General features: G+C 57.1%; 16 protein-coding genes. 9 read left to right on the top strand and 7 right to left on the bottom strand.

Annotation, left to right across the window (positions count from 1 at the left end; genetic code table 11):
- The first annotated feature begins 104 nt into the window (after positions 1-104).
- From UTO39_RS07885 to UTO39_RS07900, 4 genes are read left to right on the top strand one after another with little or no spacing between them, the layout of a single operon-like run.
- Complete coding sequence (locus UTO39_RS07885; protein WP_320726908.1) at positions 105-1607, top strand: sugar ABC transporter ATP-binding protein; 1503 nt, start codon at positions 105-107, stop codon at positions 1605-1607.
- Complete coding sequence (locus UTO39_RS07890; RefSeq protein ID WP_320726909.1) at positions 1604-2599, top strand: ABC transporter permease; 996 nt, start codon at positions 1604-1606, stop codon at positions 2597-2599. Before UTO39_RS07885 ends, UTO39_RS07890 begins: the two co-directional genes overlap by 4 nt.
- A 19-nt stretch (positions 2600-2618) precedes the next feature.
- Positions 2619-3683 carry a sugar ABC transporter substrate-binding protein gene (locus UTO39_RS07895; RefSeq protein ID WP_320726910.1) on the top strand — a complete coding sequence of 355 codons (1065 nt, stop codon included), beginning with the start codon at positions 2619-2621 and terminating at the stop codon, positions 3681-3683.
- Entirely contained in the window at positions 3680-4921 is a 1242-nt protein-coding gene (locus tag UTO39_RS07900) for an LVIVD repeat-containing protein (protein WP_320726911.1), read from the top strand. The genes UTO39_RS07895 and UTO39_RS07900 overlap by 4 nt, the downstream gene beginning before the upstream one ends.
- Before the next feature lie 55 nt (positions 4922-4976).
- On the opposite strand, the gene mtnK is transcribed toward UTO39_RS07900, so the two are convergent.
- The gene (gene mtnK / locus UTO39_RS07905) at positions 4977-6176 is read right to left on the bottom strand and encodes an S-methyl-5-thioribose kinase (protein ID WP_253541200.1); all 1200 of its coding nucleotides are present in this window, start codon (positions 6174-6176) and stop codon (positions 4977-4979) included.
- 105 nt (positions 6177-6281) lie between these two features.
- On the opposite strand from mtnK, the gene mtnA reads away from it, so the two are divergent.
- Together mtnA and UTO39_RS07915 are read left to right on the top strand one after the other, a co-directional pair.
- Entirely contained in the window at positions 6282-7298 is a 1017-nt protein-coding gene (mtnA, locus tag UTO39_RS07910) for an S-methyl-5-thioribose-1-phosphate isomerase (RefSeq protein ID WP_320726912.1), read from the top strand.
- Between the two features lie 42 nt (positions 7299-7340).
- Entirely contained in the window at positions 7341-7811 is a 471-nt protein-coding gene (locus tag UTO39_RS07915; RefSeq protein WP_023343575.1) for an SRPBCC family protein, read from the top strand.
- 51 nt (positions 7812-7862) lie between these two features.
- Here UTO39_RS07915 and UTO39_RS07920 read toward each other — a convergent pair whose 3' ends face one another.
- Genes UTO39_RS07920 through UTO39_RS07930 form a run of 3 tightly spaced genes read right to left on the bottom strand, consistent with a single transcriptional unit; the run spans position 7863 to position 9702 of the window.
- Positions 7863-8405: an acireductone dioxygenase gene (locus UTO39_RS07920; RefSeq protein ID WP_320726913.1), complete on the bottom strand. Its 543-nt coding sequence runs from the start codon at positions 8403-8405 to the stop codon at positions 7863-7865.
- Positions 8402-9091, bottom strand: a complete 690-nt coding sequence (gene mtnC / locus UTO39_RS07925; RefSeq protein WP_320726914.1) for an acireductone synthase — start codon at positions 9089-9091, stop codon at positions 8402-8404. Before mtnC ends, UTO39_RS07920 begins: the two co-directional genes overlap by 4 nt.
- Entirely contained in the window at positions 9088-9702 is a 615-nt protein-coding gene (locus UTO39_RS07930; RefSeq protein ID WP_320726915.1) for a methylthioribulose 1-phosphate dehydratase, read from the bottom strand. Before UTO39_RS07930 ends, mtnC begins: the two co-directional genes overlap by 4 nt.
- A 122-nt stretch (positions 9703-9824) precedes the next feature.
- Between UTO39_RS07930 and UTO39_RS07935 the strand changes: the two genes are divergently transcribed.
- Positions 9825-10985 carry a pyridoxal phosphate-dependent aminotransferase gene (locus UTO39_RS07935; protein WP_266178545.1) on the top strand — a complete coding sequence of 387 codons (1161 nt, stop codon included), beginning with the start codon at positions 9825-9827 and terminating at the stop codon, positions 10983-10985.
- Here UTO39_RS07935 and UTO39_RS07940 read toward each other — a convergent pair whose 3' ends face one another.
- The 3 genes from UTO39_RS07940 to citR form a co-directional block, all read right to left on the bottom strand.
- Complete coding sequence (locus tag UTO39_RS07940; RefSeq protein ID WP_320726916.1) at positions 10986-11612, bottom strand: ParB/RepB/Spo0J family partition protein; 627 nt, start codon at positions 11610-11612, stop codon at positions 10986-10988.
- Positions 11597-12820 carry a phosphoadenosine phosphosulfate reductase gene (locus tag UTO39_RS07945; RefSeq protein WP_320726917.1) on the bottom strand — a complete coding sequence of 408 codons (1224 nt, stop codon included), beginning with the start codon at positions 12818-12820 and terminating at the stop codon, positions 11597-11599. The genes UTO39_RS07940 and UTO39_RS07945 overlap by 16 nt, the downstream gene beginning before the upstream one ends.
- A 169-nt stretch (positions 12821-12989) precedes the next feature.
- Positions 12990-13892, bottom strand: a complete 903-nt coding sequence (gene citR, locus UTO39_RS07950) for a DNA-binding transcriptional repressor CitR (protein WP_266178542.1) — start codon at positions 13890-13892, stop codon at positions 12990-12992.
- Between the two features lie 622 nt (positions 13893-14514).
- On the opposite strand from citR, the gene ahpC reads away from it, so the two are divergent.
- Positions 14515-15078: an alkyl hydroperoxide reductase subunit C gene (gene ahpC, locus UTO39_RS07955; RefSeq protein ID WP_014882974.1), complete on the top strand. Its 564-nt coding sequence runs from the start codon at positions 14515-14517 to the stop codon at positions 15076-15078.
- A 188-nt stretch (positions 15079-15266) separates the two neighbouring features.
- The gene (ahpF, locus tag UTO39_RS07960; RefSeq protein WP_320726918.1) at positions 15267-16832 is read left to right on the top strand and encodes an alkyl hydroperoxide reductase subunit F; all 1566 of its coding nucleotides are present in this window, start codon (positions 15267-15269) and stop codon (positions 16830-16832) included.
- Positions 16833-16978: the final 146 nt, after the last annotated feature.

Raw genomic sequence — 16978 nt, forward strand, 5'->3', positions numbered from 1 at the left:
GGCTAATAATATTTCGCTTTATCTTATGCCTTTTCCGTCGTTGTCAGTCAACCGGAGCTGTGAAAAATTCGATAAATCAGAAGAGTTATGAAGGATTTACGCGGATGGTTTCCAGTCGCCTTGAAATGCGCGGTATCAGCCTGGCCTTTTCCGGCTTTCAGGCGCTGTCGCGCGTGGACTTCACGCTGAACGGCGGGTCGGTGCACGCGCTGACCGGCGCCAACGGCGCGGGGAAATCAACGCTGATGGCGGTGCTTTGCGGGACGCACGACCACTATGAAGGCGAAATCTGCATCAACAACCAGCCGGTAAGCATTCGCGAGCCGCTGGACGCCAAACGGCTGGGCATCCACCTCGTGCAGCAGGAGGTGGACGTGGCGCTGATCCCGGGGTTGAGCATTGCCGAAAACATCATGCTCGACCAGCTGGCGCAGCCGGGACACCGCTACCGCTGGCGCGATATCCGCCAGCAGGCGAGGCAGGCGCTGGCGCAGCTCGACGTTACGCTGGACGTTCGCCGCTCCATCGACGGCTGTTCGCTGGCCGAAAAGCAGCAGATTTTGCTGGCACGCGCCTTGTCACACCACTGCCGTTTTTTGATTCTTGATGAGCCCACCGCGCCGCTGGACGCGCACGAGAGCGAGCGCCTGTTTACGGTGGTGAGACGTTTAAAAGAGCAGGGCATCGGCGTGGTGTTTATCTCCCACCGCATTCACGAGCTGAAGGCCATCTGCGACACCTTAACGGTGCTGCGCGACGGCAGGCTGGTCGAGTCCGGCCCGATGGCGGATCTGAGCGGAGAGGAGATCGTCGAAAAGATGCTCGGCCACGTGCTGAGCGATATCTACCCGCCCGCGCGGCCGCCGCACGGCGACGAAACGCTGCTGCGGGTGGAAGGGCTGCACGACGACGCGCTGCTTAAAGATATCTCCCTGCACCTGCGCAAAGGCGAAATTCTCGGGATTGCCGGGCTGGCGGGGGCGGGGAAAACCGAACTCTGCAAGGCGCTGTTTGGCGCCACCAAAAGCCGCGTTGCGCGCGGTGAGCTGAATCATCAGGCCTGGACCCCGCGTGACCCGGCCGACTCCGTGCAGCGCGGACTGGCGCTGGTGCCGGAGGAGCGGCGTAAAGAGGGTATTTTTATCGACGAGCCGGTGAGCATGAACCTTGCCGTGAGCGCCGATAACAGCTTTTCGCGCTGGAGCCAGTTCGGCCATCGTCAGGCGTGGCGCTGGGCGGAAGAGGTGATTGCCCGTGTCGGCGTGCGCACCCGTGGGCCGGGGCAGGTGCTGCGCCGCTTATCCGGCGGCAACCAGCAGAAGGTCGCCATCGGCAAATGGCTGCGCAACGACGCCAGCGTGCTGATATTTGACGAGCCGACCAAAGGCGTGGACGTAAAGGCCAAAACCGATCTGTTCCAGCTGATTGACGGCCTGGCGCGCGAGGGCAAAGGGGTGATTTACGCCTCCGGCGAGTTCGCCGAGCTGGTGGGACTGTGCGACCGCATCTGCGTCCTGTGGGACGGGCGCATCGTGGCGGAAATCGCCGGGGCCGAGGCCCGCGAAGAGACACTACTTTATTATTCAACCGGAGGAACGGCGTCGTGAGCAAGACTCTTTCAGTAACGGCGGCGGCGTCTGGCCGTCAGCAACTTTTTGATTTTCTTTATAAGTGGGGCATGCTGCTGACCGTCGTCGCGCTGGTGGCTATCTTTGGCCTGGCGTCGGACAGCTTCCTCGACCCGAACAACATCATCAACATTCTGCGCGCGATCGCCATCGTGACGGTGATTGCCGTCGGCGTGTCGATTTCGCTGACCGTCGGCGGGTTCGATCTCTCCGTGGGATCGACCGCGTCGCTGGCGAACGCGCTGGTGATTTCGCTTTTTGTCTGGCACGGCTTCGGTACCACCGAGTCGATTCTGATCACCCTCGCGCTCTGCACGCTGGTCGGCCTGTTTAACGCCTTTCTGATCGTCATCCTGCGCATCCCGGACATGCTCGCGACGCTCGCCAGCCTGTTTGTTATCCAGGGCGTGGCGATGACCTACAGCTACGGCGGGTCGATTACCGAGAACATGGTGCTGCCGAGCGGCGACATGGCGGAAGGCACCATTCCGGCGGCGTTCAGCCTGCTGGGGCAGGTGCCGACCATCGTCATCATCATGCTGGCGGTGACCCTTCTGGCGCAGCTTGGACTGTCGCTGACCACTCATGGACGCCGGATGTACGCCATTGGCGGCAACCCGGAAGCGGCGCGCCTCTCGGGCATTCGCACCACGCGCTACAGGGTGGCGGCCTACGTCATCGCCTCGCTGCTGGCGGGGCTGGGCGGGATTTTGCTGGCCTCGCGCATCGGGTCGTCGCAGGTGAACGCGGGCGGCGGGTATCTGATGGACGCGGTGGCGGCGGCGTGGATTGGCTTCTCGCTGGCCGGGTCCGGCAAGCCGAACGCGCTGGGGACCCTGGTGGGAGCGGTTATTCTCGGTGTGCTGTCGAACGGGCTGGTGATGCTCTCCGTGCCGTATTACGCGATGGACATTATAAAAGGGCTGGTGCTCGCGGTGGCACTGGCGATTACTTACATACAAAAACGCTGACAACACAACGGGATAAAAAATGAAAAAGATTGCGCTCTCTTTGGTGGCACTGGGGTTACTCACGGCTCTGCCGGGCCATGCGGCCACGCCCGCGCCGGTTCCGGCTGCCATTGCGAACCACGACGGACCGATCCGCATCGCGGTGATCCGTAACCTCGGCTCGGACGACAACACCACGCAGTTTGTTGCCGGGGCGATTCAGGAAGGGAAAAAGCTTGGCTTTAAGGTCAGCACCTTTTTGAGCAACGGGGACGACGCCAAATTCCAGGACTTCGTTAACCAGGCCATCAGCCAGAAGTATGACGGGATCATTCTCTCTCAGGGCCGCGATCCGTACTCCACCGCGCTGGTGAAGAAGGCGGTGGATGCCGGGATTAAAGTCGCCGTGTTTGATACCGCCGTTAATGGGGAGAGCCCGGGCGTGACCGTGACGCAGCAGGACGATGCCTCCCTGACGAACCTCTCCTTCGGCCAGCTGGCAAAAGATTTCAACGGCAAGGCGAATATCGTCAAGCTGTGGGTGGCGGGCTTCCCGCCGATGGAGCGACGTCAGGCTGCCTATAAAGAATTGCAAAAGCAGTACCCGGAGATTAAAGAGCTGGAGTCCATCGGCGCGGTCTCCTCTGACGTGCAGGGCGACACCGCCAACAAGGTGGGCGCGATCCTGGCGAAATACCCGAAAGGCAAAATCGACGCCATCTGGGGCACCTGGGACGCCTTCAGCCAGGGCGCGTATAAGGCGCTGAAAGAGAACGGACGCACCGAGATCAAGCTCTACAGCATCGACATCTCCAACCAGGACTTACAGCTGATGCGCGAGCCGGGTAGCCCGTGGGCAGTGAGCGTGGCGGTGGATCCGAAGCTGATTGGTGCGACCAACGTGCGCCTGGTAGCCAACAAAATTGCCGGGGAAGCGACGCCTGCAACCTACGATTTCAAAGCGGCAGCCATTCCGCAGGCGCTGCTGACCGCCCAGCCGGGCGCGGTGAACGTGGCGTCGCTGGGGAAAATCATTCCTGGCTGGGGCCAGACGGAAGATTTTATCGCGCCGTGGTTTGCGACGCTGGAAGCAAAAAATAAATGAGCATCCTTCCCACGCCAGAATACAGCCGCAATATGCGGCTGATTGGCCATAGCGACCAGGGCGGCCGCCCGGACGGCGTGCAGCTGATGGTGCATCGCGGCTTCGCGTATGTCGGCCATATGGTGTCGCAGGGCTTTTCGATTGTTGACGTGCGCGACCCGAAAAAACCGAAAGCGGCGGGCTACGTGCCCGCGCCGCCGGGCACCTGGAACGTCCATTTACAGGCGCATGACGATCTGCTGCTGGTGATTAACGCACGGGATCTGTTTGCCGATGCCCGCTTTGCCGACGAGAAGGTCTACTACACCCGCCAGGTGGGGGAGACCGTCAGCGACGTGCAGGACAGGGGCTGGAGCGCCGGGCTGCGCGTCTTTGATATCTCCACGCCGGACGCGCCGCGCGAAATCGGCTTTCTGTCGCTGAGCGGCATCGGCATTCACCGCATCTGGTACGTCGGCGGGCGCTGGGCGTACGTGTCGGCGCTGATCGACGGCTTTACCGACTACATTTTTCTGACCATCGACCTGGCGGACCCGCGTAAGCCCGAGGTGGCGGGGCGCTGGTGGCTGCCGGGGATGAACCAGGCCGCAGGCGAACAGCCCAACTGGCCGGAAGGCAAACGCTACGCACTGCACCACGCGATTATCGCGGGCGATACCGCCTACGGCAGCTGGCGCGACGGCGGCCTGACGCTGCTGGACGTGAAGGACCGCAGTCAGCCGAAGCTGATTAGCCACCGCAACTGGAGCCCGCCGTTTGGCGGCGGGACGCACACCGCGCTGCCCTTACCGGACCGCGATTTGCTGGTGGTGCTGGACGAAGCGGTGCTGGATAACCAGCAGGACGGCGAGAAGCTGATCTGGCTGTTTGACATCCGCGAGCCGTCGAACCCGGTGAGCATTTCGACCTTCCCGCAGCCGAATGAAACCGACTACGTGGCAAAAGGGGCGCACTTTGGCCCGCACAACCTGCACGAGAATCGGCCGGGGAGCTTCGTCAGCTCGACGCTGATTTTTGCGACGTATCAGAACGCGGGCGTGCGCGCGTATGACATTTCTAATCCGTATCGCCCGGTGGAAACGGGGGCGCTGGTGCCCGCGGCACCGGAGAGGATGATGGACACGAGGCCGAATCGCCCGCATGTGATCCAGTCGTGCGACGTGTTTGTGGATGCGCAGGGGATTATTTACAGCACGGACTATAACGGCGGGCTGTCGGTGATTGAGTATTTGGGGTGAGTGCGGTTTGATGCCCCTCACCCTAACCCTCTCCCCAAAGGGGAGAGGGGAAAAATCAGCTGTACTGCCGCACCCTGGCCACCAGCTCTTCCGCACCGTCGATGCGGTCAGCAATCACAATCAGCGCTTTCCCGAGCGTTATCGCGTGGCGCAGGCATTCGTGGCGCATGGCCTCGTCCTGGATGCTGTCGATATCCGCGACGTGGGAAAGCCCGACGCTGCGGCGAATTAATTCGGTACCGCAGAAGCCGATGGCGTCGTGCCAGACCTTTTTCAGGAACGCGGAGGCATAGCCCGGCGCGCTGAGCGCGGCGTCGCGGGCTTTCTCGTTTGCCAGCGCCTGGAAGCGTTCCGCGAAGGTGTTCCACAGCTCCTGAATATCGGTCAGGCGCTGCTCGCGGGCGGCGGCGGCATCGCGAATGCCAAGATGCCCCGGCAGGCCGCAGAAGTTCAGCAGCAGGTTGCCGATGGCGGTGCCGACGTCAAAGCCAATCGGCCCAAAGTAGCCGAACTCTGCGTCGATGGCCTTCAGGCTGCCGTCGGCCACGAAAATCGACCCGCTGTGGATGTCCCCGTGCAGCAGGGCTTCGGCGTGTGAGAAGAAGCGGTGCTTCAGAGAGGCCACGGCAATTTTTAGCTGGGCGTCGTCGCGCAGGGCCGCTACGTCTTTTTCCAGCTCGGCCGGATAGCTGTTGCGCTCGTGGACCTGGTACGGATCGTTGAAGAACAGATCTTCGGTGATCTCGCACATCTCCGGGTTGATGAACTTCGCCACCTGCGCTTTTTTCTCGTGCGGATGCAGGTAGAAGTCGCTGGTGTGGAACAGCGCGTGCGCGAGGTATTCCCCCAGCTGGCGCGCCGCCTGCGGGTAGTAGATGTTGTTGATTAACTCGCCGCGCCAGATGCGATGGCTGGAGAGATCTTCCATTACCATCACCGCCAGTTCCGGGTCAAAGTGGTGGATTTTCACGGTGTGCTGCGGGCTGTGCTGGTAGTGCTCAACCAGGGTTTGCGCTTCAAGGCGAGCGCGATCCAGCGTCAGCGGCCAGGACTCGCCGACGCAGCGCACGTAGGGCAGCGCCTGCTTAACGATGATGCGGCTCACGCCCGCGCCGTCAAAAATTTTAAAGACCAGATTGAGGTTGCCGTCGCCTACCTCCTGCGCCTCTACCAGCGATGAAGGATCGTCAAGTCCGCCAAACTGCCTGGCATACTCCACGGCGTCCTGAGCGGTAAAGGTACGGTATTGCGACATGGCCTGCTCCTCACGAGTTTTACTTATTAAGACATGTAGACGTCTATACATCTGGATTTCATCCTGACACAATGTGCTACAACAACGCAACAGGGAATTAACGACATGCAGACATTACAGACGACCAGCCTGCGGGTGGCGGATAATCAGCTCTTTATTCTCGACCAGCAGGCGCTTCCGCAGGAGAAACGCTGGCTGGATGCCTCGACGGTTGAAGCGCTGGTTGGGCATATTCACGCTCTGCGCGTGCGCGGCGCGCCGCTGATTGGTCTCTCTGCAAGCCTGCTGCTGGCGCTGCTGGCGGAAAACGGCAAAAGCCGCGACGAGCTTGCGGCGGCGCTGGACACGCTTCGCGCATCCCGCCCGACGGCGGTGAACCTGATGAACAACCTCGACCGCATGAAGCGGGCGCTGTGGCAGGAAGAATTTGTTCCGGCGCTGGTCGCGGAAGCGCTGCGCCTGATTGACGAAGACAAACGGCTTTGCGAGGCGATTGCAAAAGCGGGCAGCGCGCTGGTGAAGCCCGGCAGCCGTCTGTTGACCCACTGCAACACCGGCGGGCTGGCAACGGCGGGCGTCGGTACGGCGCTGGGCGTAATTGCCCGCGCGCATCAGGAGGGTAACGTCAGCAGCGTCTGGGTGGATGAAACCCGTCCGCTCTTACAGGGCGGCAGGCTAACCGCGTGGGAACTCGGCGAGCTGGGCGTGCCGTATCAGCTGATTACCGACTCCATGGCCGCCAGCCTGATGGCGAAAGGGCAGGTGGACGCCGTGTGGGTGGGGGCAGACCGTATCGCCGCCAACGGCGACGTGGCGAACAAGGTTGGCACCTATTCTCTGGCGGTGCTGGCGAAGTTCCACGGCATTCCGTTCTACGTGGCAGCTCCGCAAACGACACTCGATCCGGACTGCCCGAACGGAGACGCGATCCCCATTGAGCAGCGCGCCGCCAGCGAGGTGACGGGCGTTGCCGGAAGCTTTGGCGCGGTGCAGTGGGCGCCGGAAGACGCGCAGGTCTATAACCCGGCGTTTGACGTCACGCCTGCCTCGCTGATTAGCGGCTGGGTGCTGGATACGGGCGTGGTCACGCCCCAGGAGGTTGCAGAAGGGAAATTTGCCTGAGTCCGGCTATCCTTTAAGGGGTTCCCTTAAGAGGACAACATCGTGACGCTCGATCCTGAAACAGACTTAAAACTGGAGCGCGTGGTGGATGCACCGCGCGACCTGCTGTGGCTCTGCTGGACCACGCCCGAGCACATCAAAAACTTCTTCATTCCTGCTCCCCATAAGGTGACCGAGTGCGACCTCGACCTGCGCGTGGGCGGGCGGTTCAACACCGTGTTTGAGGTGGACGGGCAGCGAATGGATAACCGGGGCGTGTTTCTTGAAATCGATCCCGGTAAAAAGCTGGTCTTTACCGACGGCTATACCGAAGGCTGGAAGCCGGCCGAGAAGCCGTTTATGACGGCGATCCTGCTGCTGGAGGATGTGGGCGAGGGCAAAACCCGCTACACGGCGATTGCGCGCCACCCGACGAAGGAAATTCGCGAGCAGCACGAGCAGATGGGCTTCCACGAAGGGTGGGGGATTGTGCTGGATCAGCTGGTGGGGTACGTGAAAGGGCTTAACGCGTAGCGCGCTGGTGCCCTCACCCCGGCCCTCTCCCTGTGGGAAAGGGAGAAAAGATTATGCGAGGCGCGGATAGGCATCCGCGATCGCATCGCCCGTAAACTTAGCAACCCAGCCTTCCGGATTGTCGAAAATACGAATCGCCGTAAAGTTCGGCTCTGAGCCCATATCAAACCAGTGGGGCGTGCCTGCGGGCACGGAGATCAGGTCGTTTTTCTCGCAAAGCACCTGATAGACTTCATCGCCAATGTGCAGGCAGAACAATCCCGCGCCTTCCACGAAAAAGCGCACTTCGTCTTCGCCGTGGGTGTGCTCGTTGAGGAATTTCGCGCGCAGCGCTTCTTTTTGCGGGTTGTCGGCGCGCAGGCTGATGACGTCCCAGCTCTGGTAGCCCTTCTCCGCCACCAGCTTGTCGATCGCATGTTGATACGCTGCGATCACGGCTTCGGGCGCAGGATCCTGTCCCAAATCGCGGTCCGCGTCCCAGCGTTCAAAACGTACGCCTTTAGCGTTGAGCTGTTGGGCAATCTCGGCGGCGTCGGTGCTGTGCCACTGGTGCTGGCTGGCGTCTTTATCGGAATAAATGGTCAATGCGCTCATGAAGGGATCTGCTCCGGATTAATCTCGTCAAACTGGTGGACCTGATGGTGATGGCTTGCGCCGTCATCATCACCGCGAATCAGCTGCAGGGTGCGAAAGCCTGCCCGTTCAGCCGCGTCCAGCTCCTGATGAATATCGGACAGGAACAGGATCTGCGACGGGGCGATGCCCGTTTGAGCCGCAATGTTCTGATAAGACTGCACCTCGCGCTTGGCGCCGATGTGGGTATCAAAATAGCCGCTGAACAGATGAGTAATATCACCTTCGTCGCTGTAGCCAAATAACAGTTTCTGCGCGGCGACGGAGCCAGAGGAATATACATAGAGATCAATCCCCTGCGCTTTCCACTTTTCCAGCGCAGGCAGAACGTCCGGGTAGAGGTGGCCGGTAAAGTCACCGTTGATGTAACCTTCCTGCCAGATGATGCCCTGCAGGGCTTTCAGCGCGGTGGATTTGCGGTCTTCATCCATAAAGGCAAACAGGGTGTCGATAAGCTCGCTCACGCTGGCCTGCGGGCTACCGATTTCCTCGCGCAGATTGTCCAGAATGGATTTCACCGGCTCGGCGTACTGCTGGGCGCTCACGAAGGCCGCCAGCCGCTCACGCGCGTAGGGAAACAAAACATCATGGACAAAACGAATATCGCTGGTGGTCCCTTCAATATCCGTCACAATCGCGCGAATCATACTCTCTCCAGTTGTCGTAAACGCATTTCGCATTCAAATAAGAACTCTAATCCTTCCAGATGACGGCGGGCTTCGGCCACGTCGCGTCCCCAGCAGGTTAAGCCATGGCCGCGCAGAAGAAAACCATAATTAAGCGGGCGTTCCTGCGCGTAATGGGCGATTCGTGAGGCGAGGGCGTTGATGTCCTGGTCGTTATCAAATACCGGGATGGCGACCGTATCCAGATGGGTAGTCTGCCCGGTAAGCGATTTTTGCATCTCGAAACCGCTGATATTCAGCTCGGCGTCTTTGACCAGACGCGAGAGCACCGTGGCGTTAACGGTATGAACGTGCAGGACGGCGTTGGCTTCCGGGAACAGACGATAGATCAGCGTGTGCAGCCCGGTTTCCGCCGACGGTTTACGACCGGACGGCGCGCGGCTGGTGGCGATCTCAACCTGCAGAAAATCCTCCGTCGTCAGGCTGCCTTTGTCTTTGCCGGATTCGCTGAGCCAGCAGAGGCGTTCGTCCTGACGCACCGACATGTTGCCGCCGGTGGCAGGTGCCCAGCCTTTGGCGCCGATCCAGCGGCAGGCGTCGACCAGTTGCGTGAGTTGCAGGTTGTCTGTCATTTCCTTTTACCCTCTCGGCCAGGAATATTTATAGCATATAGACGTCTAAGCGTCTTGATTGCCAAAGACTAACATCGTGTTATAGTGGCAGCAACATAAGTATTACAAGCAGGCACAACAAAATGAGCAATAACGCATTGATCCCGCAGAGTAAACTTCCCGGTCTCGGTACCACCATCTTTACGCAGATGAGCGCCCTGGCGCAGCAGCACAACGCCATTAACCTCTCGCAAGGGTTCCCGGATTTTGACGGGCCTGGCTATTTGCAGGAGCGCCTGGCGTACCACGTTGCGCAGGGGGCGAACCAGTATGCGCCGATGACCGGCGTGCAGGCGCTGCGGGAGGCCATTGCGGATAAAACGGCGGAGCTGTACGGCTATAGGCCCGATGCGAACAGCGACATTACGGTGACGGCAGGGGCGACCGAAGCGCTGTATGCGGCCATTACCGCGCTGGTGCGTGCGGGCGATGAGGTGATCTGCTTTGAACCGAGCTACGACAGCTACGCGCCAGCGGTTGAGCTCTCCGGCGGCGTGGTGAAACGCGTGGCGCTTCAGCCGCCGCATTTCCGCCCTGACTGGCAGGCGTTCGCGGCGCTGCTGAGTGACAAAACCCGTCTGGTTATTCTCAATACGCCGCACAACCCGTCGGCGACGGTCTGGCAAAAGGCCGATTTTGCCGCGCTGTGGCAGGCGATTGCGGAGCGTGAAATTTATGTCCTGAGCGACGAGGTGTATGAGCACATCTGCTTCGCGAAAGAAGGACACGCCAGCGTGCTGGCCCATCCGCAGCTGCGCGAGCGGGCTATTGCCGTGTCGTCATTCGGTAAAACCTACCATATGACCGGCTGGAAGGTGGGGTACTGCGTGGCCCCCGCCGCCATCAGCGCCGAGCTGCGTAAGGTGCACCAGTACCTGACGTTTGCCGTGAATACCCCTGCTCAGCTGGCGCTGGCGGATATGCTGCGCGCTGAACCCGAGCACTATCGCGACCTGCCGGATTTTTACCGTGCTCGACGGGATCTGTTCGTGACGGCGCTGGGCCAAAGTCGCCTGGAAATTTTGCCGTCTGAAGGAACCTACTTCCTGCTGGCGGATTACAGCGCCATTTCCGATCTGGATGATGTCAGTTTCTGCCAGTGGCTGACGAAAGAGGTCGGCGTGGCCGCCATTCCGCTGTCGGTATTCTGCGCCGATCCCTTCCCGCATAAGCTGATCCGCCTCTGCTTTGCGAAGCAGGAATCGACGCTGCTGGCCGCGGCGGAGCGTCTGAACACGCTCTGATTATTTTACCGTCCAGGCTTCAGAGTAACGGCGGTCTGCAAACAGCTCCAGCAGGCCGTTGATTTGTTTGAGACGCAACACCTCATCGCTGTCCATCCCGAGCTCTTCGCCAATTCTCTCATTGCTCCAGCCAAGCTGCGCAAGTTCCCGAACGATTTCGGACATGGCGTTGATTTGGTGTCGCCCGCGCGCCCGGTTGTGCCGAATGGTGGCGGCCATGCGGTCATGTTTATTCTGCCGGTCCTGGCGCAGGCAGGTGACGGGCAGGTAACCTCTGAGCTTACGCTTCAACGCAGCCCGACTTGTGCCAATTTCATGACGATGAAATCCATCCACAATTTCGTAATGTTGCGGTTCGCTTTCGGTCACAACAATAGGCTGGGTGAATCCATCAAGCTCCAGCGACTTGCTGAGCAGCCGTTTTTCCGGTGGGGCCACATTATTGGGATTGTAATCGTTGGCGGTAATGGCGTCCTGTTTGATCCACAGTACGCAGTCGATGGGCTGATCGTAAAACGGGCTATTTTTGTGCAGCGCCAGGCGAAAGGCATTAATGGCGTTAATTCTGTCCTCTTCGGGGAGAGACTGAAGATATGTTTCGATGTCGTTGATTATTCTTTGTCGCATAAAATGCCCCACTCCTTGCGTTTAGCCTTCACTCTGTCGCTGTAGCGTTGATAATGTTTGGGTTTGTTTGGGCTGAATGACAGTGCTCTGCACCAGTAGTCGTTATTCAGTAAAACCTTACAAATACGGCGCCATGAGGGAATGTCTTTGGCACCGATATCGCCTTCCTGGGTATCGGGAATATCCTCCATGCCTCTCTTTTGATACCAGTGCAGATAAACGGCGATTTTATTGCGGTAATGTTCGGCCGTATTTTGCGGCATGCTGTCGAGCAGCAGCATGGCGTATCCACGCCAGCAAAGGTGCTCGGGCTTCAGGATTTTCCTGTGACCATAGAAATGATTATCGTGACCAGCATAAATTCCCCCGCTGCGCACGCCGCTTACGCGTTCACACATATTCGCCCAGCGTTCAGGCTCCACAATGTGGTAGAGCCATAACCCCTGACGCTGCTCCGGGCCAAAGGGCTCGCAGATGCGCATGTAGCGGGGCGGCACGCCTGCCTGAAACATCAGGTCATACAGGGCGTTATAGCAACACCCCGATTTGGCGAACCAGGTCCAGATATCGGCGGTTTTCCAGTCGTAAAGAGGATAGATATACCAGGCATGTCCCCCCGGCGCGACGGTTGTCCAGGGTTTGTCGTCGGCAAAACGCTGCTTCCGCGCTGAAGCGATAGCCAGAAAGCGGTTGTAAGATTCATCGGCACGAATACCAATTAGCACGGCCGCCGGGCGATTGCGTGAATACCAGTCGGAGAAACTGCGAACGAAGACTTCAAACGTCATGCCTGGCTGGTAGAAAGGAAAAAAGGCGGGATCGGTAACTGCATCTTCTGGAGGTTGGCGAACCCACCGGGCGCCCGGTTCCCAGCATTGCCATTCCGGCTGAAATTGCGAAAGAGAATTTTGCGTCGTCAGGGGGAGGGCCACCCACCAGAAATGGTCAATGACGTCGCTGTATAATTCGCGCATATGTTCAACGTGGGCGATGGTATAAGAAAATTGCGCTTCCCAGTCGATAAACAGCACATCTATTTTTGTTTTCATCTGTCGCGCCCGAAGGGCAACCAGATGCAGCATGACGGTGGAGTCTTTACCCCCTGAAAAAGAGACACACACTCTGGATAGGTTTTCGAGCGTCCATGCGATGCGTTCCTGGGCTGCACAGAGGACATTTTTATCCAGCGGAAGCTTATAAATAGACATGATTATCCTCTTCCTGAGTATTCAAATCGGGTCGTTAAGTAAATATGTAAGAAGAGAATACTATTAGCTGATAATCACATCAGGAAATAAATTGTATAAATTCATTAAAATATAATTATTATGAATGCGTTAGAATGTGTTGGCTGAATGTGAATTCAGCCAGTCACCATTATCGATGCAAAGATAGCTCTTCAATAAAGCTTGAAAACGCCGAGCTATTCAATGCCGAGCGGTTGTACATCATAAATATTTGGATGGAAGGGAGGACTAATGTTGTTTCAATCTTCCGTAAATTTAACGACGCGCCATACTGATCGAATGCTGGTGTAGGAGCAAGACCAATTATATCGGTACAGCTGATCATTGACAGCAGAGAAATAAATGAATCACTACGAAATACAATGTTACGTTCTGGAAGGACTTTCTCTGCGCTTTCCTGATAGTTTTTAACGCTTAGTTCATCACTTAAAAATGCCGTGAAGTCTTCTTTAAGGAGTTCCTCAAGTGTTGCGCTCTGACCAATACGGGGATGATCCGCACGGCAAACAAGCGTAAAAGACATTTCATAGAACAGACTGCAGGCGATAGAACGACTGTTGAGAGATGAGAAGGAGAAAACCAGGTCTGCTTTACGGTAGGCTAACAGATCTTCTGCTGAATCTGGGGCGAGAAAAACATCATGAAGCTCAATTTGGTAGTTATGCTTTTCCATCAAAATTTGCATTGGACCCAGCATAATTTTGGGCGTCATAAACTGCGGGCAGTAAATGACAAAGTTCTTCTTTAACCCGCTGCTGTGCATGATGTTGATGGTCTGCTCAAGCTGATTCAGGTTTTGTTCAAGATGATGATGCAGATTGACGCCAACCGTAGTCGGCGTAATCCCCTTACCTGAACGAATAAACAACGGATCGTTGAGCTGCCCGCGCAAACGCTGCAGTGACTGGCTTACCGCGGAAGGTGTAATATAGAGCGTCTCGGCCGCTTTACTGATACTCAGATGTTGATAAATGCACTCAAAAATGACGAGCAGGTTGAGGTCGAATTTCTTGAGGTCGTAGAGATTTGCCATGTTTCGTCCTGATGATGTCGTGTTTGCTGTGGTTATCACATCACTGATAACTATAGTTTGAAGCTAACCATTTACAATCCTTTCGGTTAACTCTCTTAATTTTAAATTAAACTCACCTTAATATATCACGACGTCAGATTATTAAAATAGCGCTTCAAAGATGATTAAGATAATTTTATCTTAAAGAAGGGGTGAAACGCTTAAATGACAATTGTCATTTATATATTGAGGTATTTTTATCATAAAAATAAATTTATAACGCCTCGAAATGATGTTCGATACTGCCTATCACAGCCATAGGCAGAAATGCCTCTGTTATGGATTGCTCAATCTCTGCACGGGTGGTGTAATCAAACCGCTGTTACCGCCTTGATATTAAGGGTTGTAGAGCGCAACGCAACGCCAGCTTCGGCTGGCACTGAATGTACCTGCGGGGAATTCAGGTATCAGGGCCGCCCGTCGAGGCGGCCTTTTTACTTTTGGCGTTTCCTTTAAAAGGTTCACCTTACTGTCTTGTTGATGTTGTTAGGTTTGGCTGATTGATTTGATAAAGCATACGCATTAGCCCCGATGAAGAAAGTTGGTTACCTTACATCTCAACGAAAACACGGAGGAAGTACAGATGTCTTTGATTAATACCAAAATTAAACCTTTCAAAAACCAGGCGTTCAAAAACGGTGAATTCATTGAAGTCACTGAGAAAGATACCGAAGGCCGCTGGAGCGTGTTCTTCTTCTATCCTGCTGACTTCACCTTTGTTTGCCCGACCGAACTGGGTGACGTGGCAGACCACTACGAAGAACTGCAGAAGCTGGGCGTAGACGTTTACTCTGTCTCTACCGATACCCACTTCACCCACAAAGCGTGGCACAGCAGCTCTGAAACCATCGCGAAAATTAAATACGCGATGATCGGCGACCCGACTGGCGCCCTGACCCGTAACTTCGACAACATGCGTGAAGATGAAGGCCTGGCCGACCGTGCAACCTTCGTGGTTGACCCGCAGGGCATTATCCAGGCTATCGAAGTTACCGCTGAAGGTATCGGCCGTGATGCTTCTGACCTGCTGCGTAAAGTGAAAGCGGCTCAGTACGTGGCTTCTCACCCAGGTGAAGTGTGCCCGGCGAAATGGAAAGAAGGCGAAGCGACTCTGGCTCCATCTTTAGATCTGGTCGGTAAGATTTAAGTCTGTAAAGCCTGGCGGCGCTGCGCTTGCACAGGCCTACAGTATCGTAGGCCGGGTAAACGAAGTGCCACCCGGCAATCAATGGGCGCCCCCCGCGCCCATTTCATTTCAGCACCATGATGCAAGTTGCATTCAGGCCGCCCTTATAAGGCAGCTTGCATGATGACGTCTTAAGAGAGGGAAGAACCATGCTCGACACTACGATGAAAACCCAGCTCAAGGCCTACCTTGAGAAACTGACCAAACCCGTTGAGCTGATTGCCACGCTGGACGACAGCGCAAAATCGGCAGAGATCAAGGAACTGCTGGCAGAGATTGCTGAACTGTCACCGAAGGTGACTTTCAAAGAAGACAATACGCTTGCCGTCCGTAAGCCTTCTTTCCTGATCGCCAACCCAGGCTCTGACCAGGGGCCGCGCTTTGCCGGCTCTCCGCTGGGTCATGAATTTACCTCGCTGGTGCTGGCGCTGCTGTGGACCGGCGGTCATCCGTCTAAAGAAGCGCAGGCGCTGCTGGAGCAGATCCGCGATATCGACGGTGATTTTGAGTTTGAAACCTATTACTCGCTCTCCTGCCACAACTGCCCGGACGTGGTGCAGGCGCTGAACCTGATGTCGGTTCTGAACCCGCGCATTAAGCACACGGCGATTGACGGCGGTACGTTCCAGAACGAAATCACCGAGCGCAACGTAATGGGCGTTCCGGCGGTGTATCTGAATGGTCAGGAATTCGGCCAGGGCCGCATGACGCTGACCGAAATCGTTGCCAAAGTAGATACCGGCGCAGAAAAACGCGCGGCGGAAGAGCTGAACCAGCGCGATGCATACGACGTGCTGATTGTTGGCTCCGGCCCGGCGGGTGCGGCAGCAGCGGTTTACTCCGCACGTAAAGGGATCCGGACCGGCCTGATGGGCGAACGCTTCGGCGGCCAGGTGCTGGATACCGTGGACATCGAAAACTATATTTCCGTGCCGAAAACCGAAGGCCAGAAGCTGGCGGGCGCGCTGAAGGCGCACGTCAGCGACTACGAAGTGGACGTGATCGACAGCCAGAGCGCCAGCAAGCTGGTTCCGGCGGCGGTGGAAGGGGGGTTACATCAGATTGAAACCGCTTCTGGCGCGGTGCTGAAAGCGCGCAGCGTGATCGTTGCCACCGGTGCGAAATGGCGCAACATGAACGTGCCGGGCGAAGATCAGTACCGCACCAAAGGTGTGACCTACTGCCCGCACTGCGACGGCCCGCTGTTTAAAGGCAAACGCGTGGCGGTGATCGGTGGCGGTAACTCCGGAGTGGAAGCGGCTATCGACCTGGCAGGAATTGTTGAGCACGTGACGCTGCTGGAGTTCGCGCCAGAGATGAAGGCTGACCAGGTTCTGCAGGATAAAGTTCGCAGCCTGAAAAACGTCGACATCGTGCTGAACGCGCAGACCACGGAAGTGAAGGGCGACGGCAGCAAAGTGACCGGCCTGGAGTACCGTGACCGCGTAAGCGGCGACGTTCATAGCGTTCAGCTTTCGGGGATCTTCGTACAAATTGGCCTGCTGCCGAACACCACCTGGCTGGAAGGCGCGATTGAGCGCAACCGCATGGGCGAGATCATTATTGATGCGAAATGCGAAACCAGCGTGAAGGGCGTATTTGCCGCGGGCGACTGCACCACCGTGCCGTACAAGCAGATCATCATCGCCACTGGGGAAGGTGCAAAAGCGTCCCTGAGCGCGTTTGATTATCTGATCCGCGCCAAAACCGCATAATAAAAGAAAGTAAGACGATACCTGCACTAGCCACCTCTTTATGAGGTGGCTTTTTTTTTAGATTTTTTTTACCCTCAATTATCCTCGTTATTGACCACTTCATGCGTTAATTACCTGCTTCGATCAAAGAAATTAATGAGCCTGCT

Origin of the sequence: Enterobacter sp. 118C5, from assembly GCF_034107645.1 — a bacterium.
GTDB classification, from domain to species: Bacteria; Pseudomonadota; Gammaproteobacteria; order Enterobacterales; family Enterobacteriaceae; genus Enterobacter; species Enterobacter nematophilus.